At 70.2% G+C, this 21,928-nt stretch carries 23 protein-coding genes; 10 read left to right on the forward strand and 13 right to left on the reverse strand.

Annotated elements, in window-relative coordinates; all coding sequences use genetic code 11:
- Positions 1 to 182 precede the first annotated feature (182 nt).
- The 3 genes from IU449_RS22965 to IU449_RS22975 are packed head-to-tail and all read right to left on the reverse strand — an operon-like array spanning position 183 to position 2,621.
- Positions 183 to 1,034 (reverse strand): exodeoxyribonuclease III, encoded by an 852-nt coding sequence (locus tag IU449_RS22965; protein WP_195004218.1) that lies wholly within the window; start codon positions 1,032 to 1,034, stop codon positions 183 to 185.
- A 32-nt stretch (positions 1,035 to 1,066) separates the two neighbouring features.
- Positions 1,067 to 2,041: a GNAT family N-acetyltransferase gene (locus tag IU449_RS22970; protein ID WP_195004219.1), complete on the reverse strand. Its 975-nt coding sequence runs from the start codon at positions 2,039 to 2,041 to the stop codon at positions 1,067 to 1,069.
- Entirely contained in the window at positions 2,031 to 2,621 is a 591-nt protein-coding gene (locus IU449_RS22975) for a peptide deformylase (RefSeq protein ID WP_195004220.1), read from the reverse strand. Before IU449_RS22975 ends, IU449_RS22970 begins: the two co-directional genes overlap by 11 nt.
- A gap of 187 nt (positions 2,622 to 2,808) precedes the next feature.
- Here IU449_RS22975 and IU449_RS22980 point away from each other — a divergent pair, with 187 nt between their 5' ends.
- The 5 genes from IU449_RS22980 (at position 2,809) to IU449_RS23000 (ending at position 7,256) form a co-directional block, all read left to right on the forward strand.
- Positions 2,809 to 3,144: a DUF3263 domain-containing protein gene (locus tag IU449_RS22980; protein WP_195004221.1), complete on the forward strand. Its 336-nt coding sequence runs from the start codon at positions 2,809 to 2,811 to the stop codon at positions 3,142 to 3,144.
- 88 nt (positions 3,145 to 3,232) lie between these two features.
- Positions 3,233 to 3,820: a LytR C-terminal domain-containing protein gene (locus IU449_RS22985; RefSeq protein WP_195004222.1), complete on the forward strand. Its 588-nt coding sequence runs from the start codon at positions 3,233 to 3,235 to the stop codon at positions 3,818 to 3,820.
- 137 nt (positions 3,821 to 3,957) lie between these two features.
- Entirely contained in the window at positions 3,958 to 4,647 is a 690-nt protein-coding gene (sodC, locus tag IU449_RS22990; RefSeq protein ID WP_195004223.1) for a superoxide dismutase[Cu-Zn], read from the forward strand.
- A gap of 16 nt (positions 4,648 to 4,663) precedes the next feature.
- Positions 4,664 to 5,809 (forward strand): glutamate--cysteine ligase, encoded by a 1,146-nt coding sequence (locus IU449_RS22995; protein WP_195004224.1) that lies wholly within the window; start codon positions 4,664 to 4,666, stop codon positions 5,807 to 5,809.
- Positions 5,810 to 5,975: 166 nt separating this feature from the next.
- Positions 5,976 to 7,256, forward strand: a complete 1,281-nt coding sequence (locus IU449_RS23000; protein ID WP_195004398.1) for a phosphatase PAP2 family protein — start codon at positions 5,976 to 5,978, stop codon at positions 7,254 to 7,256.
- A gap of 12 nt (positions 7,257 to 7,268) precedes the next feature.
- Here IU449_RS23000 and mnhG read toward each other — a convergent pair whose 3' ends face one another.
- The 9 genes from mnhG to IU449_RS23045 all read right to left on the reverse strand — a co-directional run bounded on the left by mnhG (position 7,269) and on the right by IU449_RS23045 (position 16,768).
- Complete coding sequence (mnhG, locus tag IU449_RS23005) at positions 7,269 to 7,619, reverse strand: monovalent cation/H(+) antiporter subunit G (protein ID WP_195004225.1); 351 nt, start codon at positions 7,617 to 7,619, stop codon at positions 7,269 to 7,271.
- A complete protein-coding gene (locus tag IU449_RS23010) occupies positions 7,616 to 7,876 on the reverse strand; it encodes a monovalent cation/H+ antiporter complex subunit F (RefSeq protein ID WP_195004226.1) in 261 nt (86 codons plus the stop codon). Before IU449_RS23010 ends, mnhG begins: the two co-directional genes overlap by 4 nt.
- A 10-nt stretch (positions 7,877 to 7,886) precedes the next feature.
- Positions 7,887 to 8,468 (reverse strand): Na+/H+ antiporter subunit E, encoded by a 582-nt coding sequence (locus tag IU449_RS23015; RefSeq protein WP_195004227.1) that lies wholly within the window; start codon positions 8,466 to 8,468, stop codon positions 7,887 to 7,889.
- Entirely contained in the window at positions 8,465 to 10,066 is a 1,602-nt protein-coding gene (locus tag IU449_RS23020; RefSeq protein ID WP_195004228.1) for a Na+/H+ antiporter subunit D, read from the reverse strand. Before IU449_RS23020 ends, IU449_RS23015 begins: the two co-directional genes overlap by 4 nt.
- Positions 10,063 to 10,443 (reverse strand): Na(+)/H(+) antiporter subunit C, encoded by a 381-nt coding sequence (locus tag IU449_RS23025; protein WP_195004229.1) that lies wholly within the window; start codon positions 10,441 to 10,443, stop codon positions 10,063 to 10,065. Before IU449_RS23025 ends, IU449_RS23020 begins: the two co-directional genes overlap by 4 nt.
- On the reverse strand, positions 10,440 to 13,490 hold the full coding sequence (locus IU449_RS23030; RefSeq protein ID WP_195004230.1) for a Na+/H+ antiporter subunit A: 3,051 nt from the start codon (positions 13,488 to 13,490) through the stop codon (positions 10,440 to 10,442). The genes IU449_RS23025 and IU449_RS23030 overlap by 4 nt, the downstream gene beginning before the upstream one ends.
- Before the next feature lie 212 nt (positions 13,491 to 13,702).
- Complete coding sequence (locus IU449_RS23035; RefSeq protein ID WP_195004231.1) at positions 13,703 to 15,976, reverse strand: AAA family ATPase; 2,274 nt, start codon at positions 15,974 to 15,976, stop codon at positions 13,703 to 13,705.
- 119 nt (positions 15,977 to 16,095) lie between these two features.
- Positions 16,096 to 16,410, reverse strand: coding sequence for a hypothetical protein (locus IU449_RS23040; protein WP_195004232.1), 315 nt, complete (start codon positions 16,408 to 16,410; stop codon positions 16,096 to 16,098).
- A gap of 97 nt (positions 16,411 to 16,507) precedes the next feature.
- Positions 16,508 to 16,768 (reverse strand): hypothetical protein, encoded by a 261-nt coding sequence (locus IU449_RS23045; protein ID WP_195004233.1) that lies wholly within the window; start codon positions 16,766 to 16,768, stop codon positions 16,508 to 16,510.
- A 198-nt stretch (positions 16,769 to 16,966) separates the two neighbouring features.
- Here IU449_RS23045 and IU449_RS23050 point away from each other — a divergent pair, with 198 nt between their 5' ends.
- Positions 16,967 to 17,419 (forward strand): SRPBCC family protein, encoded by a 453-nt coding sequence (locus IU449_RS23050; RefSeq protein WP_195004234.1) that lies wholly within the window; start codon positions 16,967 to 16,969, stop codon positions 17,417 to 17,419.
- 36 nt (positions 17,420 to 17,455) lie between these two features.
- Here IU449_RS23050 and IU449_RS23055 read toward each other — a convergent pair whose 3' ends face one another.
- Positions 17,456 to 18,493 carry a beta-ketoacyl-ACP synthase III gene (locus IU449_RS23055; protein WP_195004235.1) on the reverse strand — a complete coding sequence of 346 codons (1,038 nt, stop codon included), beginning with the start codon at positions 18,491 to 18,493 and terminating at the stop codon, positions 17,456 to 17,458.
- A 236-nt stretch (positions 18,494 to 18,729) separates the two neighbouring features.
- Here IU449_RS23055 and IU449_RS23060 point away from each other — a divergent pair, with 236 nt between their 5' ends.
- The 4 genes from IU449_RS23060 to IU449_RS23075 all read left to right on the forward strand — a co-directional run bounded on the left by IU449_RS23060 (position 18,730) and on the right by IU449_RS23075 (position 21,876).
- Entirely contained in the window at positions 18,730 to 19,443 is a 714-nt protein-coding gene (locus IU449_RS23060) for a phosphatidylserine decarboxylase (protein WP_195004236.1), read from the forward strand.
- A gap of 13 nt (positions 19,444 to 19,456) precedes the next feature.
- On the forward strand, positions 19,457 to 20,347 hold the full coding sequence (locus IU449_RS23065; protein WP_195004237.1) for a CDP-alcohol phosphatidyltransferase family protein: 891 nt from the start codon (positions 19,457 to 19,459) through the stop codon (positions 20,345 to 20,347).
- 50 nt (positions 20,348 to 20,397) lie between these two features.
- Positions 20,398 to 21,282, forward strand: coding sequence for an RNA polymerase sigma-70 factor (locus IU449_RS23070; RefSeq protein WP_195004238.1), 885 nt, complete (start codon positions 20,398 to 20,400; stop codon positions 21,280 to 21,282).
- Between the two features lie 81 nt (positions 21,283 to 21,363).
- Positions 21,364 to 21,876, forward strand: coding sequence for a nitroreductase/quinone reductase family protein (locus IU449_RS23075; RefSeq protein ID WP_195004239.1), 513 nt, complete (start codon positions 21,364 to 21,366; stop codon positions 21,874 to 21,876).
- Positions 21,877 to 21,928 lie beyond the last annotated feature (52 nt).

Consider the following 21,928-nt stretch of genomic DNA (forward strand, 5'->3'; position numbering starts at 1 on the left):
GATCCGACCACCCGGCCGCAGCTCCCCTTCTGCGTCGCCGAGTCGATCGAAATACGCGCCCCGACAAGCATCAATCGGGCAAGAGCATAGCCAGCCGCATGGGCGTTGGCTACCCGGAGACAAACGCCCTGGCAGGCGGTGCACGGGTTCGGCGGCAGGCGATCTCGGTGTGCGCGCCCCGATCAGGGGGCGGTATCGCCCGTGCTGTCGGTATCGCCCGGGATGTCGAACTCGGCGAATACCGGCGCGTGGTCGCTGGCGCCCTTGCCCTTCCTGGCTTCGCGGTCGACACCGGCGTCGACGACCGTCGCGGCCAGCGTGGGTGAGGCCAGCAGGAAATCGATGCGCATGCCCTCCTTACGAGGGAAGCGCAGCTGGGTGTAATCCCAGTAGGTGTAGACGCCGGGCCCGGGTGCGAACGGGCGCATCACGTCGGTGAATCCGGTGTCCAGGATGGCGGTGAAGGCCTCGCGCTCGGGACCGGAGGTGTGCGTCTTGCCCTCGAAGAACTCCGGCGACCACACGTCGTCGTCGGTGGGCGCGATGTTCCAGTCGCCGACCAGCGCGATCCTGGCCTGCGGATGCTCGGTCAGCCAGCGCTGCGCGTTGTCGCGCAGCACCGACAGCCACTCCAGCTTGTAGGTGTAGTGCGGATCGCCGAGGGCGCGGCCGTTGGGTACGTACAGGCTCCACACCCGGACCCCGCCGCAGGTGGCCGCCAGCGCGCGCGACTCCACCACCGGGCTGGGCAGCAAGGAGTTCCCGGCTTCCTTGTCGAAACCGGGCTGTCCGGGGAAGGCGGTCGCCACGTCGTCGAGGCCGACGCGGGACGCGATGGCCACGCCGTTCCACTGGTTGACACCGAGATGGGCGACCTCGTAACCGAGCGCCTCGAAGCGCTCGAACGGGAACTGATCGTCGCGGCACTTGGTTTCCTGCATGGCCAGCACGTCGATGTCGTGCTCGTCGAGCCAGGCGGTCACCCGGTCCACGCGGGAACGGATCGAGTTGACGTTCCAGGTCGCCAGTCGCACGAGATGGGCCTTCCTCACCGCCGGAGCCGGGGTCACGACGCCGGAGCGGCGTAGCGGTAGTAGTGGTGGTCGACGAAACCGAGGTCGCGGTAGAGCGCGAGCGCTCCCGCGTTGTTCGCGGCGACCTGGACGTAGGCGTGGGTCGCGCCGCGGTCGCGGCCCCAGCGGATCAGTTCCGCGTTCACCAGGACGGCCAGGCCATGCCTTCGATGCTCGGCGGCGACCGACACACAGGTCAGTCCGACCCAGCGCCGGCCGTCGGGGGCGGTGGTCAGCGCGCCGCGGGCGATCGCGATGGGGCGGGGCAGCCCCAGCGAGGCGAAGCCGAGCGTGCCCTCGCGGACCGCGGTGAGCACATCGCGATCCGGCGGGGCGACCGGCTGCTCGGACGGCGCCTCCCCGCGCAGCGCGTGCATCTGCAGCCAGGCCTCGTCGGGTTCGGGTGCGGTGCGCACCATCGACGGGCCCTGCGGCAGCACGAAATTGTCGATGTCCAGGCCGAGCACCAGGGTCTCACCCCAGGTGTGCCAGCCCGGCGGCGCGGGAGCCAGCCGGTCGGGCAGCACCAGGCGCGGCGGCAGCTCGCGGGCGGCGAACCATTCGCTCAGCCGGTGCAGCACATCTCGGCCCAGCCGCGCGGGCTGGCCGGGAAGGCCCAGCGGCACAGCCGAATTCGCGCGATCGGTGTAGCCGTGACCGGCGCGCGCCAGCCAGCCGTCGATCATCTCGCATTCCAGGCCCGGCCAGGCGTCGGCTGCCGCGGCTTCCAGCGCCCGGATCTCGCCGGTGCGCACGGGGCGGGGGCCCACCACGCGGACCGCGACGATCTGGTCGGCGGTGACAGTGACGGTGCCGCCCGCGCTGTCGCGCACGGTCAGCGGATCCAGCGTGACCACCTCACCGATCACGTCGGTCAGCGGCGGTGAACTGCCCGCGGGCAGCCGGTAGCGCAGCACCACCCGGCGGCCGGGTGCTATCGCGGGCGAGGGCGCCGGGTCAGTCGTCATGGCCGAACGGATCGGGCACCTCGCCGGGCACCCAGCTCAACCCGGGCGTGCCCCAGCCGTTGCGTTTGATGGTCTTCTTCGCCGAGCGGGCGTGGCGGCCGATCAGCTTGTCCACGTACAGGTAGCCGTCGAGGTGGCCGACCTCGTGCTGGAGCATCCTGGCGAAGAAGCCCTCGCCGCTGATGTCGACCGGTTCGCCGTTCTCGTCGGTGCCGGTGACCCTGGCCCAGTTCGCCCGTCCGGTCGGGAACTGCTCGCCCGGTACCGACAGGCAGCCTTCCACGTCGTCGTCCGGGTCGGGCATGGTCTCGGGAATCTCCGAGGTCTCCAGGACCGGGTTGATCACCGCGCCGCGTCTGCGCACCGGTTCGCCGTCCGCGCCGACATCGGGGCAGTCGTAGACGAACAGGCGCAGCGACACTCCCACCTGATTGGCGGCCAGACCCACGCCGTTGGCGACGTCCATCGTCTCGTACATGTCCGCGACCAGCTCCGCCAACTCCGCCGGGGACTGGGTGACCGGTTGGGTCGGATTGTGCAGCACCGGGTCGCCGACGATCACGATGGGGAGAATTGCCATGACCGGAAAGCCTACCCGGCGCGCCGGGTTGACCAGCGCCGGACCGCAAGCCCCGGAGCGGGGGCTACCGGCCGTTAGGCAACACGCCGACGTTCGGCCCCGGAGCGTCCCCGGCCACCGTGGTTCAATGAACCGCGACGGACGAGCACCCATTTTTCGTCTGGAGATCACTCGGCGAGGGAGCGAGATGGACGGCGCAGCGGCTCGGAATCCTTCCGCGATCGGCAACGACCTACCCACCGGCGACAGTGGTGCGGAAGGCGACGACCCCAGTGGTCTGTCCCGCCGCGAACTCGACATCCTGGCCTTCGAGCGGCAGTGGTGGAAGTACGCCGGGGCCAAGGAAGAGGCCATCCGCGAACTGTTCGGCATGTCCCCGACCCGCTACTACCAGGTGCTCAACGCCGTGGTGGACCGGCCGGAGGCACTGGTCGCCGACCCGATGCTGGTGAAGCGGTTGCGCAGGCTGCGCGCCAGCAGGCAGAAGGCGCGGGCGGCGCGCCGTCTCGGTTTCCAGGTATGAGCTCGGCGGGTATGAGCTCGGCGGCGCTCGTGCGTTTCGCGGGCCCGATGCGGGCGCGTCCTGGCTTCGAGCGACTAGGGTCGGCACGGTGAGCTACCCCAATCCCACCTCCGGCGGGCCGCCGTTGCGCGCGCTGGCGATGGTGTTGATCGCGTTGGCCATCGTGTTCGCCGGCCTGGGCGCGATGTCGATGTCGAGTTCGGATTCCGACGGCGAGGAATCCGCTGCACCGGCGACCTCCGCAGAGTCCTCGGCGCCGGCCACCGCGGCGCCGAGGACGACCGCGGCGCCGGCCACCGAGGGCACGAGCCCGACGGCCACCACTGTGGTGAGCAGCACCACCGCGGTGCCCGAGACCCCGCTGGCCGCGCCGCCCGCGTCTCCCGCGCCGTCGATCGACCGCTCGGTGCCGGTGCAGGTGCTCAACAACAGCTTGGTCGTGGGACTGGCAGGCCGCACGGCGGAGCAGTTGACGGCCGCCGGCTGGACCAACGTCAGGGCGGACAACTACGCGGCCGACACCATCGCGGAAACCACTGTGTACTACGGGAATTCGCCGGGCGAGAAGGCGGCGGCCGAAGCCGTCGCCGCCGAGCTCGGCGCCGCGGTCGCGCCGAAGCCCCCGGGTCTCGGCAACGGTGCGGCCGGCGTGGTCGTCATTCTGACGGGCAGCTGATCCGGCGGACGACCGAGCGGGCGGGCGTGCGGCCCCGCAACCGGACGGCCTGGCGGGCGTGGCATCATCGTGATCGGTAACGACATGTGTCCACCCAGCTTTACTCGTAAACTCGGTACTCGTAAAGGAGTTCCCCGATGGCCTCGTCCACAACTCGTCGCCCGTCCTGGCGGACTGTGACCCCGGTGCTTGCGGTCGCGGTCTTCGGCCTCGCCGCCTGCTCCAACAGCCAGGAGTCCAGCGACGTCAAGGGAACGACGCCGCCGGTGTGGACCGGTGCTCCTGGGCCCGCGGGCACGGGTGCCGATCACGGCCAGGGCGCGGACGCCGGTGCGCACGAGTCCGGCGCGACCGCCGAGCTGAAGGACGCCTCCGGCTCGGCGGTGGGCACCGCGACCTTCACCGAGGAGGGCGGCCACCTCGTGGTCACCGTCGAGGCCCGCGGCCTGACGCCCGGCTTCCACGGCATGCACCTGCACCAGGTCGGCAAGTGCGAGGCCAATTCGGTGGCCCCGACCGGCGGACCGGCGGGAGACTTCCTCTCCGCGGGCGGGCATCTGCAGGTCGGCGGCAACAACGCGCACCCGGCCAGTGGCGACCTGACCTCGCTGCAGGTCCGCGCCGACGGCTCGGCCGAGCTCGTCACCACCACCAGCTCGGTGACCCTGGACGAGATCAAGGACAAGGCCCTGATCATCCACTCCGGCGCCGACAACTTCGGTAATATCCCTGATCGATACCAGCGTGAAGGGGGCGCCGGTCCGGATGCCACCACGCTGGCCACCGGCGACGCGGGCGGAAGGGTCGCCTGCGGCGTCGTCCAATAACCGGACGGGGATCGAGATGGCCGGGTCGACAGTCCAGAACATCGAGTTCGGGGGTTCGCCCCGGCCGACCATCGGGATCGAGTGGGAAATCGCCCTGGTCGACAAGGTCACCAGGGATCTGTCCAACACCGCGTCGGCGGTCTTCGACGCGGTTGGTGACCTGCGGGCCTGGGACGGCACGCCACAGATCACCAAGGAACTGCTGCGCAACACCGTCGAGCTGGTCACCGGCGTGCACGAGACGGTGGGCGGCGCGGTCGAGGATCTCAGCGCGACGATGAACAAGGTCCGTCGCGCCGCCGACGGGCTCGGCGTCGACCTGTTCTGCGCGGGCACCCACCCCTTCGCCCAATGGTCCACCCAGCAGCTCACCCGCTCGCCGCACTACGACGAGCTGATCGAGCGCACCCAGTGGTGGGGCAGGCAGATGATGATCTGGGGCGTGCACGTGCACGTCGGGGTCTCGCATCGGGAAAAGGTGTTCCCGATCCTGAACGCGCTGCTGACCTCCTACCCGCATCTGCTGGCGCTGTCGGCGTCCTCGCCGATGTGGGCGGGAGCCGACACCGGCTACGCCAGCAATCGCACCCTCATGTTCCAGCAGCTGCCCACGGCCGGTCTGCCCTTCCAGTTCGAGAACTGGGGGCAGTTCGAGCATTTCGTGCACGACGCGACGAAGACCGGAGTCTTCGACCACCTCGGCGGGCTGCACTGGGACATCCGGCCCGCCCCGAAGTGGGGCACCATCGAGATCCGCATCTGCGACGGCATCCCCTCGCGCGCCGAACTGGCCGCGCTGGCGGCGCTCATCCACTGCCTGGTGGTCGATCTGGACGCACGGGTGGACAACGGTGAGCAGTTGATCAACCTGCCGCCGTGGCATGTCCAGGAGAACAAATGGCGGGCCGCGCGTTACGGGCTGGACGCCATCGTGATCACCGACGCCGACAGCAACGAGCGGCTGGTGACCGACGATCTGATGGATCTGCTGAACCGGCTGGAGCCGACCGCCGAGAAGCTCGGCTGCGCCGACGAATTGGCCGCGGTGGCCGAGATCCCGAAACGCGGTGCGTCCTATCAACGTCAGCGCAAGGTCGCCGCGGCCGCGCAGGGTGATCTGGTGGCGGTCGTGGACGCGCTGGTGAAGGAACTCGATCGGTGACAGATCCATGACCGGCCGCTGATCAGCGCACCCGTCGGTGGCCGGTTGTTCAGTCGCCCATCGGTACGCCGTTCACCGCCCGTTTACTATGGGCGACGTGTTACTCGAGAACCCCAAGGCCACGGACGAACACGCGGTGCGGAAAGTACTGCCGCCTCGTCTCGGGATGTGGATCGTTCTCGGCGGTGTGCCACTGCTGTTGACCGCTTTGCAGGTCGTCGCGATGCGCGGCGGTTTCGAGGGGCCGCTGGAGAGCCTGTGGAAGGACTACGCGGGCACCCCGAAGTCGATGTCGGTGCCGTGGGCCGGGCTGCTGCTGGCGCTGGTCGGAATCTCCATGCGGCGCAGGCTGATCGCGGTGGGCGCGGCGGTCGCCATCGACCTGGTGGCGGCGGGGGCGCGACTGGCGGTCGGTGAGCCGCCCACGATCGGCAACGGCCCGGTCCTCGTGCTCACCGCTCTCGCGCTGATCGCCTGGCTGCGCTGGAGCGGCATCGAACGGCGCAATGCCTTGCACGCGGCCGCGCTCGGCGCGCTGCTCATCCTGGCGACCAAGGTCGGTGACGTGTGGTTGAGCCTCACGATCGCGGCCTCGCCCGAGGTCCTCGACGAATACGTGGTGCTGGCCGACCACGCGCTCGGCGACCCCTCCTGGGTGATGGGCCGCGTGCTCGACACCCTCGGGCCGGTGGTCTACGCGGTGCTGCACTGGGTCTACATCGAACTGCCGGTGGCCGCGATCGTGGTGGCGGCGTGGCAGTTGCGACGGGTGGTCGATTCGGGTCGCTGGCCTACCCACTATCTGGTCCGGACCTTCCTGGTGCTCGGTCTGGTCGGCCCGTTGATCTACATGCTCTTCCCGGTCGTCGGGCCGATGTTCGCCTTCGGCGCGGACGGGCAGGGATTCCAGGTCGGCAACTACTGGCCGGACATGGTGCCGCCGATCGATCGCAGTCCGGAGGCCATGCCCTTCGACGAGGCGACCCCGCGCAACTGCGTGCCGTCGATGCACACGGCCTGGGCGCTGGCGGTGTTCCTGCACAGCCGTCGAGACGCCGACGGCTCGCCGGCACCGCGCGTGCTGCGCTGGGGCGGCACGTTCTGGCTGGTGGCCACGCTGGCCGCGACTCTGGGCTTCGGCTACCACTACGGCGTCGACCTGGTGGCGGGCGCGGTGCTGTGCCTGACCGTGGATTCGGCATTGCGCGATCCCGAGCGCGGCTGGGGATCGTTCCGGGTGCGGCTGGTCGCGGGCGGGGCCGCGCTACTCGTCGCGCAACTGCTGGCCTACCGCTACCTGGCGGTGCAGATGGCCGACCATCCGGTCCTGGCGGGCGGCATCGTGCTGGCGCTGCTGGCGGGGATGATCGCGGCATACCACGCCACCTGGTTCGCCAAGGCACAGCGCGGGGACGTTCACGCCGAATCGATCACGGCCGCGCGCTGAGCCGGGGTTCGTTCAGGGGAGTTCGGGGCCGTCGAGGGCGTTGCCGAGTTCGTTGACGCGCAGCAGGCCGTCACGGTGACGTTGCTCGCGATAGGCGGTGCGGCCGAGCAGATGGGCGATGACCGGGGCGGTCAGCAGCGTGAACATGCCGACGAGGGCGAGCAGCCAGATGTTGCCGCGGCCATAGAGGTTGATCGCCGCGCCGAAGAGCACCATGACCAGGCCGACGATCTGCGGTTTGGTGGCCGCGTGCATCCGGGTCAACGAGTCGGGGAAACGGGCGATGGCGATGGCGGCGGTGAAGGACAGACCGGAACCGCCGAGGATCAGCAGGCCCGCCAGCGCGTCGCGGACGATGCTCATCGGTCGTCTCTCACTCGGAATCGGGTGACGGCGGCCGAGCCGAGGAAGCCGACCAGCGCCAGCGCTATGGCCGCCGGCAGCACCGTGGTCGTTCCGGTGTAGGCGGCCCACACCGCCAGGCCGGAGGCGAAGATCGCGGTCAGCGAGTCCATGCCGACCATCCGGTCCAGTGTGCTGGGCCCGGCGAGTATGCGGTAACTGGTGATCACGGCGGCGGCCGACAGCAGCACGGCCGCGATGGTCATGACGACGGTCATGCTCACCTCCTCATCGTTTGCGTAGGGGCGGTTTCGGGACCGACCGCTCGAAGGCGGTGATCAGCAACCGCTCGAGGGTGCGGGTCTGCCGGTAGAACTTCTCCACGGCCTTCTCGCTGCCCACGTCGAGCACGTGCACGTAGACCAGGCAACGGGCCCGGTCGATCTCGAGCACCATGGTGCCCGGGATCAGGTTGAGCAGATCGGTGGCGAGGACGAGCACCAGGTCCGAGCGGGTGCTCAGGCCGACCCGCAGCACACCGGAGACCGGCGGCGGCCCGGGCCGCAGCGCGAACCAGGCGATCTGCAGGCTCGATTCGATGGCGTAATAGGTGCCGATGACGATCGCCTGCGCGATCGCGACCGGACGGAAGCGGCCGGTGACCGGCATCCTCGGCAGCGGCAACGCGATCATGACGATCGTGCCGACGGCGAGTCCGGCCAGCACGTTGGCCACGCTCAGATCGCCCCACAGGGCGGTGTAGACCATGGCCAGCCACAGCAACACGCCGACGCGGACCAGCCGCTCCCGGGTAGGCTGCCACCACGGTCCGGAGGACTGGTCGGTGCTCGTGGCTTCGACTTCGGTCATCGGTACTCCTGCGGGTCGCCCAGCACGGCGCCGGTGTACACACCCGGATCACGTAGTTCGATGGCGGCTCGATCGGCGATGCCGAGGATGGGGCCCGCCAGCACCGTCATGGCGACACCGACGGCGATCAGTCCGGCGGTGGACAGCAGCATCAGCGCGGGCATCCGGCCGGGGTCGACGCGCTCGTCGTAGAGCACGTCGGTGGAGTCCTCCACCAGCGTGGGCGGTCGCGCCGCCGTGAGGTGGCCCTCGGGGGCCTCGGCGCGCGGACGCCAGAACGCCTTCGCCCACAGCAGCGCCACCACGTAGAGGGTGAGCAGGCTGGTAACGACCGAGCCGGCGACCAGTACCCAGGCCAACACGCTGCCGTCGTCCGTACCCGCCTGCAACAGCGCCACCTTGCCGATGAATCCGGAGAACGGTGGGATGCCGCCCAGATTCAGCGCGGGCACCAGATACAGCATGCCGAGCAACGGACTCGCCGCCGCCAGGCCGCCGAGCCTGCGCAGCGAGGTGGACCCGGCCTGGCGCTCGATGAGACCGGCGACCAGGAACAGCGCGGTCTGCACGAGGATGTGGTGAGCGACGTAGTACACCGCGCCCGCCATACCCGCGGTGCTCGACAGCGCGACGCCGAAGATCATGTAGCCGATGTGGCTGACGAGGGTGAACGACAGCACACGGCGGATGTCGCTCTGCGCGATCGCGCCGAGGATGCCGACCAGCATGGTCAGCAGACCGCAGACCATCAGGATGTCGTCGAAGGCGCCGTCGGGGAAGAACAGGCTGTTGGTGCGGATGATCGCGTAGACGCCGACTTTGGTGAGCAAACCGGCGAACACGGCGGTCACCGGGGCGGGCGCGCTCGGATAGGAGTCCGGCAGCCAGTTCGACAGCGGGAACATGGCGGCTTTGATGCCGAAGGCCACCAGCAGCACCGCGTACGACGCGGTCCGCACGCCCTCGGGGATCGCGTCGAGCCGCACCGCCAGCTGGGCCAGGTTGATCGTGCCGGTGGCGGCGTAGACCAGGGCGATGCCGATCAGGAAGATCATCGACGAGAGCATCGAGACCATCACGTAGGCGATGCCCGCGCGGATACGTTCGGTGGTCGCGCCCACGGTGAGCAGTACGAACGAGGCGGCCAGCAGGATTTCGAACCCGACGAACAGGTTGAACAGGTCACCGGCGAGGAAGGCGACCGCGATGCCCGCGGTCAGCACGAGATAGCTCGGGCGGTAGATGGAGGTGGGCTGGCGGTCGTCGCCGTCGCGGATGTTCTGGCCCGCACCGTAGATCGCCACGGCGAGCAGGACGATGGCCGAGACCAGCAGCATGCCCGCGGAGAGCCGGTCGACCACCAGGGTGATGCCGATCGGGGTGTCCCAGTTGCCCACCTGCAGGGCGGTCGTGCCGTCGCGGTCGGCCAGGTACAGCAGCAGGCCGGAGATGACCACGATCGCGGTGAGGGCGACGATCATGACCGTGCCCTGGACACGTGGGCTGCGGCCGAAGATCAGGCACAGCGCGGCCGCCAGCATCGGAACCAGGACCGGTAGCGGCGCGAGGACGGTGATGAGGTCGGCGGAGAGGGTCACTGGTCGGGCTCCTCGCCGTCGCGGCGCGCGGCGATCTCCGCGTCGTCCTGGTCGGTCTGCACGTCGTCGGTGGTGGTCAGCCGGTAGGAGCGATAGGCCAGCGCCAGCACGAACGCGGCCAGGCCCATCGTGATGACGATGGCGGTGAGCACCATCGCCTGCGCCAACGGGTCGGCCATCTCCTCGGTGTCGGCCCCGGAGCCGAGGAACGGCGCGGCGCCGCTCGGGCCGCCGACGGTGAGGATGAGCAGATTGACGGCGTTGCCGAACAGCAGCATCCCCAGCAGCATGCGCGAGGCCGCCCGTTCCAGGATGAGATATACGCCGCACGCGGTGAGCACGCCGATGATGATCAGAATCGTCAGGTTGGCACTCATCTGTGGGCGCCCTTCGTGTCGCTGCCGGTGCCTGCGATGCCGTTGTTCGCGCGACCGTTCGCGGCGGTGCCGTTGCCCGCTGTGTCGTTGCCCGCGGTGCCGTTCTCCGTCGTGCTGTTGCCTGGCGTGCTGACGTCTGGCGTGCTGTCGTCCGCTGTGCCGAGGTCCGATGTGGCGGGACCGGTCGTGCCGTTCGCGGCTGTCCCGGTGGCGCCGACGGAACGACGACTCGCGGGAACGGCCGCGGCGTTGGACAGCATGTCCGGCAGCTCGAGGTCCAGGCGGGCACCGAGGCTGCGCAGCACGTCCAGGACCAGGCCGACCACGATGAGATACACGCCGAGATCGAAGAACAGCGCGGTGACCAGCTTGATGTGGCCGAGGACCGGCAGGGTCACCTCGATGATCGCCGAGGACAGCGGCGGGGCGCCGAGCAACATCGAACTCACCGCCGTGCCCGCGGCCAAGGTCAGGCCGGCGCCGAGCACGTGCCCGGCGTCGACCGGCAGCGCCTCGCCGAGTTCGTATCGGCCACCGGCGAGATAGCGCAGAGTCAGCGCCAAGCCCGCGGTGAGACCGCCCGCGAAGCCGCCACCGGGGGCGTTGTGCCCGGCGAAGAAGAAGTAGATCGACAACACCATGATGGTCGGGAAGACCAACCGGGTGGTGATCTGCAGAACCATCGAGCGATCGCGGCGGTCGACCAACCGTCCGGCGGGCAGCCAGCTCACCGCGTCGGGATCGTAGTGCGGGGAGTCGGCCGCGCGGGGCGCGCTGCCGAACCTCCTGGTACGGAACACCAGCGAGGCCACGCCGGTCGCGGCGACGATCAGCACCGTGATCTCGCCGAGGGTGTCCCACGCCCTGATGTCCACCAGCAGCACGTTCACCGCGTTCTTGCCGCCGCCGAATTCGTAGGCGGCCTCGGGAATCAGCTTCCAGATCGGCTCGGCCGAGCGGGCGGCGACCGCGAATCCGGTCAGCACCGCCACCGTCACGCCGACCAGCACGGCCAGGATCGCGCGGCGTGCTTTGAAGGCGACCTCGCGACCTGCCTCGATCTCGGCCGGGAAGCCGCGCAGCACCAGCACGAAGATCACCAGCGTGATGGTCTCCACCAGGAACTGGGTGAGCGCCAGATCGGGCGCGCCGTGCAGGGCGAAGATCACGCCGCAGCCGTAGCCGGTGGCGCCGACGACGATGACCGCCGCCAGCCTGTTGCGCAGCACCGTCGCCGCCAGCGCCATCATCACCATGATCGCGCCGATGACCACCTGCAGCGGGTTGTCCCACAACCGCAGCTCGACGCCCGCGCGGGTGCCGAAGGCGAGCAGGATCGCGGGCAGCAGCACCAGCGTGACCAGGATGGTCGCCTGACTCAGCGGCAGCGAACCGCGCTGCACGGCGCCGGTCATCCGCAACGACAGGGTGGTCATGCCGCGCAATGTCGCGTCGTAGGCGCGGTCGGCGTTGCCGAGGATGTGGTGCTCGGTGTCGACGATGCGCCCACGCGCCAGGAACAGCGCGGCACCGGCGGCCACCACGATCACCGTGAGCCCGAGCGCGAGCGTGACACCGTGCCACAGCGCCAGATGGTCGTGCAGCTCGCCGGGCAGGGTGCGGGCGTAGGGCGAGAGCAGTTCGTCCATCCAGGGGGCGGCGAGACCGGCGGCTAGGCTCGCGACCGCCAGCAGGGCGGGCGGAACCACCATCGACAGACCGGGGCGATGCCAGTCCGCCACGTCCGGCACCTCCGCCTTGCGGGCGAACGCGCCCCACACGAAGCGGGCGCTGTACCCGACGGTCAGCGCGGAACCGGCCACCAGCGCGGCCGTCAGCGCGATCCGCGCCGGGTCGCTGAGAATGCCCGCCTCGGCGGCGGCGGTGAGCGCGGCTTCTTTACCGACGAAGCCGAACATCGGCGGGATGCCCGCCATGCTCGACGCGGCCAGCACGGAGATCCACAGCAGCCGGGGTTCGCGTCCCCCGAGTCCGGTCAGTTGGCGCAGGTCACGGGTGCCCGCGCCGTGGTCGATGATGCCGACCACCATGAACAGGGCGGCTTTGAACAGCGCGTGCGCGACGATCATGGCGACGCCGGCCAGCGCGGCCGCGGGCGTGCCGATGCCGACCAACACGACGATGAAGCCCAGCTGGGAGACGGTGCCGAAGGCGAGCACCAGTTTCAGGTCGGTCACCTGCAGCGCGCGCCACCCGGCCAGGATCATCGTCGCCGCGCCGAGGGTGAGCACGATCGGATGCCACAGCGGGTAGTCCGCGAACGCGGGCGCCAGTCGGGCGATCAGGTACACGCCTGCTTTGACCATCGCCGCCGCGTGCAGGTAGGCGCTGACCGGGGTGGGCGCGGCCATCGCGCCGGGCAGCCAGAAGTGCAGTGGCACGATCGCGGACTTGCTCAGCGCGCCGACCAACAGCAGCACCACCGCCACCGTGACCGCCGTCCCGCTGGGCGGTTCCGGCATGGCGATGATCTCCGAGAGCCGGTAGGTGCCCGCGGTCTGGCCGAGGATGATGATGCCGACCAGCATCGCCAGGCCACCGGAGCCGGTGACCAGCAGCGCCTGCAGTGCCGCGCGCCTGCTCGGCCGGGCGGTGTTGTGCCCGACCAGCAGGAACGACAGCACCGTGGTGATCTCCCAGAAGACGAACAGCAGCAGCATGTTGTCGCTGGTGACCAGGCCGAACATGGCGCCCGCGAAGGCGACCAGATAGGCGGCGAACTGCCCGAGCGCGGGTTCGTCGTCCTCGAAGTAGCGCGTGCAGTACAGCAGTACCAGCGCGCCGATACCGAGCACGAGTCCGGCCATCACCGCGGCGAGCGAATCGAATCGGAGGTCGAAGTTCATCGAGATGCTGGGCGCCCACTCCAGCTGGACCTCGCTGGTAGTACCCCATTCGGCAACCACCCAGCCGAGTGACAGGAACGGCACGAGAGCGAGCACAGCGAAGGCTCGGCGACCCCACATCCGCACGCAGACGGGCGCGACAAGCGCGGCACAGGCGTGTGCGAGCAGAATTATGAGCAAAACTGCACTCCGTCGGGTAGTAGCGGCGGGGTGTTTGTGTACTCATCCTATGTGTCGCGGCCGGTGGGAATACTGCCGGGTCGAAATTTCCCGGTGTATCGGCTGGTCAATCGGGGTACTCGAACCGCCGCCGTCGCACCGCCCGCACCCCTGGTTCGGTACGCCCGTGCTGGACTCCGCGGGCCGCCGTCACGCGACCCGGAGCAGTTCGCTCAGCCGCGTGCGTCGGCGTAGCGACGCAGCGACTCCACCTGAGCCGGATCCAGGGACGGATTGACGGCTCGGCGGGCCGTTTCGACGTCGGCGGCGGTCACGTCGGCGGCGTTCACATCGCGGCGCATGGCGGCCAACGCGGCCTCTCGCAACAATGCAGCACAGTCCGCTGCGGAGTAGCCGGTGAGGTCCTCGGCCAGTTCGGCGAGATCCACATCGGCGGCCAGCGGCACCGACTTGCCCGCGGTGCGCAGGATCGCCAGCCGGGCCTGCGCGTCCGGCGGCGGCACGAACACCAGCCGTTCCAGGCGACCCGGCCGCAGCAGCGCGGGGTCGATGAGTTCGGGGCGGTTGGTCGCGCCGAGCACGACCACGTCGCGCAAGGGCTCCACACCGTCGAGTTCGGTGAGCAGGGCGGCCACCACCCGATCGCCGACGCCGGAGTCGCCGGTCTGGCCGCGTCGTGGCGCGAGCGCGTCGACTTCGTCGAGGAAGATCAGCGACGGCGCGGAGTCACGGGCCCGCTGGAACAGTTCGCGCACCGCGCGCTCGGAGGAACCGACCCACTTGTCCATGAGTTCGGCGCCCTTGACCGAATGCACGCTGAGCTGCCCGGAGCCGGCGAGCGCACGCACCAGGAAGGTCTTGCCGCAGCCGGGCGGACCGTAGAGCAGCACGCCGCGCGGCGGCTCCACACCGAGGCGGGCGAAGGAGTCGGGGTGGCGCAGCGGCCACAGCACCGTCTCGGTCAGCGACTGCTTGGTCTCCACCATGTCACCCACGTCGTCGAGGCCGAGGCTGCCGACCGCCAGTTCCTCGGTCCCCGAGCGCGACAGCGGCCGGATCACCTCGAGCGCGCCGAGCAGGTCCTCCTGGATCAGCTTGGGTGGGCTGCCCTCCCTGCTGGCCCGTGAGGCCGCCCGCAGACCGGCCTCACGGGCCAGTGCGGCCAGGTCGGCGACCACGAAACCGGGCGTGCGCGCCGCGACCGCGTCCAGCGCGAGCTCACCGGTGGGCACCTTGCGGAGCACTTGTTCCAGCAGCGCCCGCCGCACCGGCGCGGTCGGCAGCGGCAGCGCGAGTTCCCGATCGCACAGATCGGGGCCGCGCAGCCGTGCGTCGACCCGGCTGGGGTGCGCGGTGGTGGCGAGGAAGGCCACGCCGGGGCCGGACATGGCCGCGCGCAGTTGATCGAGGATCAACGTGGCGACCGGCTCGGGCTGCTCGGGTAGCAGGGCGTCGACATCACTGATCAACAGGACGCCGCCCTGTCCGGAACCCACCTCGGCCACCGCGGCCGCGACTTCGCGCAATCGGGTGCCGCTCTCGGCCGCGCCCACGGTCGGGCCGTCGAGTTCGATCAGTCTGCGCGGAGCCGCCACCGCGCGCGCCAGCGTCGCCTTGCCGACGCCCGCCGGACCGGTGATCAACACGCCCAGATGCGCGGGCGCGCCGAGGGCTCTGAGCAGTTCGGGTTCGTCCAGCGCCAGGCTCAGCCATTCGGACAGCTTGGCCGCCTGGGCGTGGCCTCCGGTCAGATCCTCCACCGGAACCGGTGCCTCGCCGGAACTCCAGCGGCGGATCGCGGTCGCCGATCCCGCGGCGGTGGCGTCGAGTGCTTGTGTGTGGAGTACCGCGCCGTCGGCCGCCCCGCGCGCGCCCGCCCGTCCCGGGCCGCTCGTCGCCGCTCGTTCGGCGGCCTCGCGCGCGGCGACCGCGCCCGCCGTCCAGGAAACCGCCGTATTCGGCTGCACGCTGACCGGGCCCGGCGCGGGATCGACGGCGGTCACCGTCAACAGTTCGGTGGTCCAGGCGATGCCGAAGGTACGCGAGAGTGCCTGGCTGGCCGCCGAGGTGGGCATGTCAGGACCGAGGTCGCGCGGCAGCAACGACACCGTGTCGCCGACGGTCACCACCTTGCCCAGCAGGGCCTGGCGCAGTGTCGCCGCGGGAATGCTGCGGGTGGCGTGTACCGAGCCGCTCAACACGACCTGGCGCGCGCCGTGCACGACGGCGGGCGCGACCACGACGGTCTGGTTCTCCTTGATGCCCGCGTTGGACAGCGTCACATCATCGAGCAGAACCACCCCGGCGGGCGTGCCCGCGGGCGCCAGCGCGGCGACGGCAGCGGTATGCCTGGCGCCCGACAACGCGATCCCGTCCCACTCGCGCAGCCCGAGGGCGGTCAGCGCTTCCGGGTGCAGCCGCACCACCCCGCGTCTGGCGTCGGCGGCGGACGGATTCAAGCGAGCGGTGAGCGCCAGTTCTGCCACTGTGCCATTCTGCCCGCTTCCCTGGAGTCCGCCATCGCGCCTGCTCCGGCCACACAGCCCCCGCGAACGGTCGCCGCTGGGCTGCCGGGCGCCGGCGCGCTTGCGCGGCTCGGCGATCGCTAGGCGGCCGGTTTCGTCAGCCCCGCCGCCTCGGCGACGGTCTTGTTCGCATTGGCCTCCGACAGGCACACCAGCTTGGCGGTGCCGAGCGCGACGTTCGGGCTGCCCGCGTACTGGCTGTCGGGGTGCTCGGCGAGGATCGCCTCGACCACGGCCTTCTCCGCCTCGGTATCGAGGTTCTTGAACTCCGCGCAGGTGGTCTGCGTGGTCTTGTCCGCCGAGTCGGCTGCCTCGCCGGAATCCGAACCGCCACAACCGGAAAGGGCCAGGGTCAGCGCCGCTGCGGTGGACAGGACGACGGAAAATCGCTTCATGCTCGTTCTTCCCGGGGGTGCCATCAGGCGCCGGAGCCTCCGGCGCGATCGCAGAGCCTACCGGCGAGTACCGCGGGAAGGGGCACGGGTGGCGATGTCAGGGGACGGCGCTGTCCTGCGGGCGCGCCGATGCGGATTCGGGGTCCAGGCTCATACGGTGCTCGAGGACCAATGCGAGTTCGGTGGGGGTGAGCAGGCGTTCGAGGCGCTCTTCGTCGGTGAGCGGGGTCGTCCGAGGCGGGGCGGCGGTGGGCGGCGCGGCGGCGGGGTCCACGCCGCGGCGGTCGTCGGGTTCGATCATCGGCAGCGGCGGGACGCGGTCCGGACGACGGCGGTGGAGCAGCGAGCGCAGATTCACGGCCTGATCACCTCACTCGAGTAGGTGGGACGCTGAGGGTTGTCTCGTTTCGGGGTTGTCTCGATCGCTGTCGGGATGCCCGTTGTGACAACACCTCTGCCGTGTCGTGCCGATTCGTGACGCAAATGTCTTCGGGACGTGGCGTGCGGCATGCGGTCTAGGATGGCCGGGACAGAGTCGTCGATCACGGAGGTACTCATGGCCGAAAACCTCGAAGCAACAGTCGACATCGTCGCCCCGCCCGAGCGGGTGTGGCGGGTGCTCTCCGACCTGGACCGGATGCCGGAGTTCAGCCCGATGACTCGGCGCATGAAGGCGCTCGGCACGCCGAAGGCGGGGGCCTGGACGGTCAACTGGAACAAGCAGGGTTGGAAGGTCTGGCCGTCGACGTCGCGCATCGTCTCCTACGAACCCGAGCGCGAACTCGCCTTCCGGATGAACGAGAACGGCACCACCTGGAGCTTCACACTCGAGCCGACCGCGACCGGCACCCGGCTCACCCAGCGCCGCGACGCCTCGGCAGGGGTGCCCTGGCCGATCCGCAAGGCCTTCGACGTCTTCTTCGGCGGCGAAGCCGCTTTCGAGAAGGACCTGGTCGGTGGCATGACCACCACGCTGGCCCGGATCAAGGCCGCCGCCGAGACGGCCTGATCCGGTCGGTCACGCAGCTGCTGCCCGCGCGGTGGGCTACTTCCAGCGCGGCAGGGTGACCACCTGCGCGGCGTAGGAGAGCCCGGCGCCGAAGGCGATCAGCAGCGCGGTGTCACCGGGGCGCGCCTCGCCCTTGCGGAGCAGCGCTTCCATCGCCAGCGGGATCGAGGCGGCCGAGGTGTTGCCGGTCTCCTCGATGTCGTTGGCCAGCGCGCAGTCCTCCGGCAGTTTCAGCACTCGCGCCATGATCTCGATGATCCGGCCGTTGGCCTGGTGCGGGATCATGGCTTGCAGGTCGTCGGTGGTCAGGCCGGCCCGGTCGATCGCGTCGCGGCAGACCTTCTCCAGTGAATGCGCCGCCCAGCGGAAGACCGCGGTGCCCTCCATCGCCAGGTAGGGGCGGACCGCGTCGAGTCCCTTCTCCTCGATCTCGGCGAAGAACTCCAGCCAGTCCTTGGTCTGGCGGATGGCGTGGTGCTGGGTGCCGTCCGACCCCCACACCGTCGGTCCGATGCCCGCCTCCCCCGGCTTCTCGGAGGGGCCGACCACCACCGCGCCCGCGCCGTCGGCGAACAGGAACGCGGTCGAGCGGTCGGTCATGTCGACGGTGTCGGTCAGCTTCTCCACGCCGATGACCAGCACCTTCTTCGAGGTGCCCGCGCGGACCAGGTCCGAGGCCATGGCGAGGGCGTGGCAGAAGCCCGCGCAGCCCGCGGAGATGTCGAAGGCGGCCGCGCCGTTCATGCCGAGTTCGGTGGCGATACGCGGAGCGGCGGCGGGGGTGAGCAGCAGATGCGTGGAGGTGGCGACGATGACGCAGTCCATCTCGTCGGCGGAGATCTCGGCGGCGTCCATCGCGTCGCGCGCGGCGGCCACACTCATCGAGTGGACGGTCTCGGAGGCGTCGGCGAATCGCCTGGTCCTGATTCCGGATCGGGTGCGGATCCACTCGTCGCTGGAATCGATCGGACCCGCGATCTCGTCGTTGGTGACGATCCGGGCCGGGCGATAGACGCCGAGTCCGAGGATCGCGGTGCTGTCGACGCCGGTCGTCTGGGCGATTCGTACGGACATGTGCGGCTCCTGGTTACCTGCGGAATTAGCGTGGAACTCCCTTAGACATGAGGCACCCTCATATTAGCCCCGCGGTTGCGGATACGTGGCCGGATCGCCACATCGGTATGAACGACCGGTCGCCGGGGGTCGGACCGGGACGAGATCGGCGCCCGAGTGGACCTTCGGCGTACTGTGTGGTGGCTTGCAGTTGAGCGCGTCGACCACGATGCGCATCGAGCACGAAAGAGGAGTCTGTGGCACGCCGTCCCACCCCGCCCGGCACACCCGAGACCACCGGGGTCGGCCATGTCGTCGATCTGGTGCGATCCACGATCCCACCGCTGCACCCCGCCGGGCTGCCCTTCGTGGCCGTCCCACTCGCGGTCGCGGTCGCGGCAGGTAAACGCAGGTGGCTGCGCCGGGCCGGTCTGGTGACCGCCGCCGCCTGCGCGGGTTTCTTCCGCCACCCCAACCGGGTGCCGCCGAACCGGGCGGGCGTGGTCGTCGCCCCGGCCGACGGTGAGATCGCCTTGGTCGACACCGCCGCCCCGCCCGCCGAACTCGGCCTCGGCGATCAGCCGCTGCCCCGCGTGAGCATCTTCCTCTCGGTGCTCGACGTGCATGTGCAGCGCACCCCGGTCTCCGGTGTCGTCCGCGAGGTCCGGCACCAGAGCGGCCAGTTCAAGTCCGCCGATCTGCCCGAGGCCAGCGCGGTCAACGAGCGCAACAGCATGGTGCTCGAGACGGCGAAGGGCGCCACGGTGGTGGTCGTGCAGATCGCCGGTCTGCTGGCGCGCCGCATCGTGTGCGACGCCCAGGTCGGCGACGTACTGACCATCGGCGACACCTACGGCCTGATCCGCTTCGGCTCCCGGGTGGACACCTACTTCCCGGCAGGCACCGAGCTGCTCGTGCAGCCGGGCCAACGCACCATCGGCGGCGAGACCGTCCTCGCCCAGCTGACGTAAGGGAGTTGCCGTGATGGAGGCGGCCACGCCGGCCCCCAGGCGCCGCCGTCGCAGCATCCGCCTGCTGCCGAGCGTCGTGACGATCCTGGCGCTGTGCTCGGGGCTGTCCTCGGTGAAGTTCGCCCTCGACGGTGAGCTCGCCGTTGCCCTGGCGATGATCGGCGCCGCGGCGGTGTTCGACATGCTCGATGGCAGGCTGGCGCGGATGCTCGACGCCACGACCAAGATCGGCGCGGAACTCGATTCGCTGTCCGACGCGATCTCCTTCGGCGTCGCGCCCGCCCTGGTGCTGTACGTGGCGTTGCTGGACGAGAACAGCGTCGGCTGGATCATGGCGCTGCTGTTCGCGGTCAGCATCGTGTTGCGGCTGGCGAGATTCAACACCCTGCTCGACGACGACAACCGACCGGACTGGGCGCGCGAGTACTTCGTCGGCGTGCCCGCCCCCGCGGCGGCGCTGATCGCGCTGGTGCCCATCGCGCTGCTCGTGCAGTTCGGGGACGGCTGGTGGGTCGGCTTCTACGAGGTCGCGGCGTGGACCGTGCTGGCGGCCGCACTCGCGGTGAGCACCATCCCGACGCTGGCGCTGAAGTCGGTGTCGGTGGCGCCGCAGGCCGCGGCCGGGCTGCTCGTGCTGGTGGCGCTGGCCGCCGCGTTGCTGGTGACCTACCCGCTGATCCTGCTGCTGGTGCTGGTCGCGGTCTATCTGGCGCACATCCCGTTCGCCTGGCATTCGCAGCGCTGGGTGGCCGCGCGGCCGGAGACCTGGCAGCACAAGCCTGCCGAGCGCCGGGCGCAGCGGCGAGCACAGCGGCGCATCCCCCGGCCCGCGATCCGAGGTTCCAGCGCCAGGCTGCGGCTGCGCAGGCCGGAGGCCGAGCCGGTGGAGACACACGAAGGCTGATCCGGGCCGCCAGCCGGCTGCGAGGACGAGCGATCCGGGAGGAAACGGCGATGGACCAGGACGGGCTGCGCACCTTCGAGGCGCATCGTCGGCGACTGTTCGCGCTCGCCTACCGGATGCTCGGCTCGGCGACCGAGGCCGAGGACGCGGTGCAGGAGACCTACCTGCGCTGGGACGGCGCCGACCGGGCCGGCATCCGCTCCGCCGAGGCCTGGCTGACCACTGCCGTGGTCAACCTGTGCCGCACGTGGCTGGTCTCGGCCCGCGCCCGCCGGGAGAGTTATGTCGGGCCTTGGCTGCCCGAGCCGGTGCCCACCTCGCAACTCGGTCCGCTCGAGACCGTCGAACAGCGTGAATCGGTGTCCCTCGCGCTGCTCACCGCGCTGGAGCGGTTGAACCCGCTCGAACGCGCGGTGTTCGTGCTGCGCGAGGCCTTCGGCTATCCGCATCGGGAGATCGCGGAGATGCTGGAGGTCTCGGAGGCGGCCTCCCAGCAGGCACTGCACCGTGCGACCGAACGGGTCAGGCGCGGCCGCCCCCGGTTCACACCGTCCGACGCGGACACGCGGGCGCTGCTGGAACGCTTCCTCGAAGCCGCGAGCACCGGGGATGTCGAGCGGCTGCGGTCGGTGCTGTCGGCGGACGCCACCGCCGTCGCGGACGGCGGCGGCGTGATCAACGCCGCCCGGCGGCCGGTCGTCGGTGCGGACCGGGTGGCCCGCTACCTGGCCGGTCTGGCGCGGTACGGCCTGCCTGGCATGGTCCTCGGCCTCGAAGAGGTCAATGCCGCGCAGGCACTGGTGGTTCGGGTGGAGGGAATGCCCATGCTGGTGATGAGCCTCGAGGTGCGCGACGGCGCGATCGAGGCGTTCCGGCTGTCGGTGAACCCTGAGAAACTGACCTACTACGCCCGCGTGACCTCGTCTGCGCTGTGATCGGTCGCGCCGGGTAACGGCCGTCCAACAGTTTCGCGTCGAGCCCGCGCCCGCGGTGCGAAAGGGCGCAGAATCGACCACATGGCCGAAGGGGCGTTTCCCGACGTTCGCTGGGGGCGCGAACCGAGTCCGATGATCGGCAAGACGATCACCGCGCTGGCGTCCTCGCGCGTGGGCGCCCGGACTCTCGGCAAGCTGAAGGGGCTCGACCAACGGCTCCTGGAACGAAGCCACGGCAAGTACACGATCTTCGGCCCGATCGGCCTGCCACTGCTGTTGCTGACCACCATCGGCCAGAAGTCGGGCGCTCGCCGGACCACGCCGTTGGTGTACGTGCGAGAAGACGATCGGCTCTTTCTCATCGGCAGTAATTACGGGCAGGCGTGGCATCCGGCCTGGACGGGGAACCTGCTGGCGAATCCGCAGGCCTGGGTGCGCATCGGCGACCAGGAGATCCCGGTGACCGCCACCCTTGTCACCGGGGCCGAGTACGACCGCATCTTCGCGATGTTCTCCGATCTCGCCGGCGTCTACGACGCCTATCGGCGGCGCACCGACCGGAAACTGCGCATCTTCTCGGTGTCTCGCCGCTGATCCGAGCCGAAGCGCGCGGCCTTTCCTGCGGGGAGTTCGTATGGGTGGGCCG

It is taken from the genome of Nocardia higoensis (genome assembly GCF_015477835.1).
Classification (GTDB): Bacteria; Actinomycetota; Actinomycetes; order Mycobacteriales; family Mycobacteriaceae; genus Nocardia; species Nocardia higoensis_A.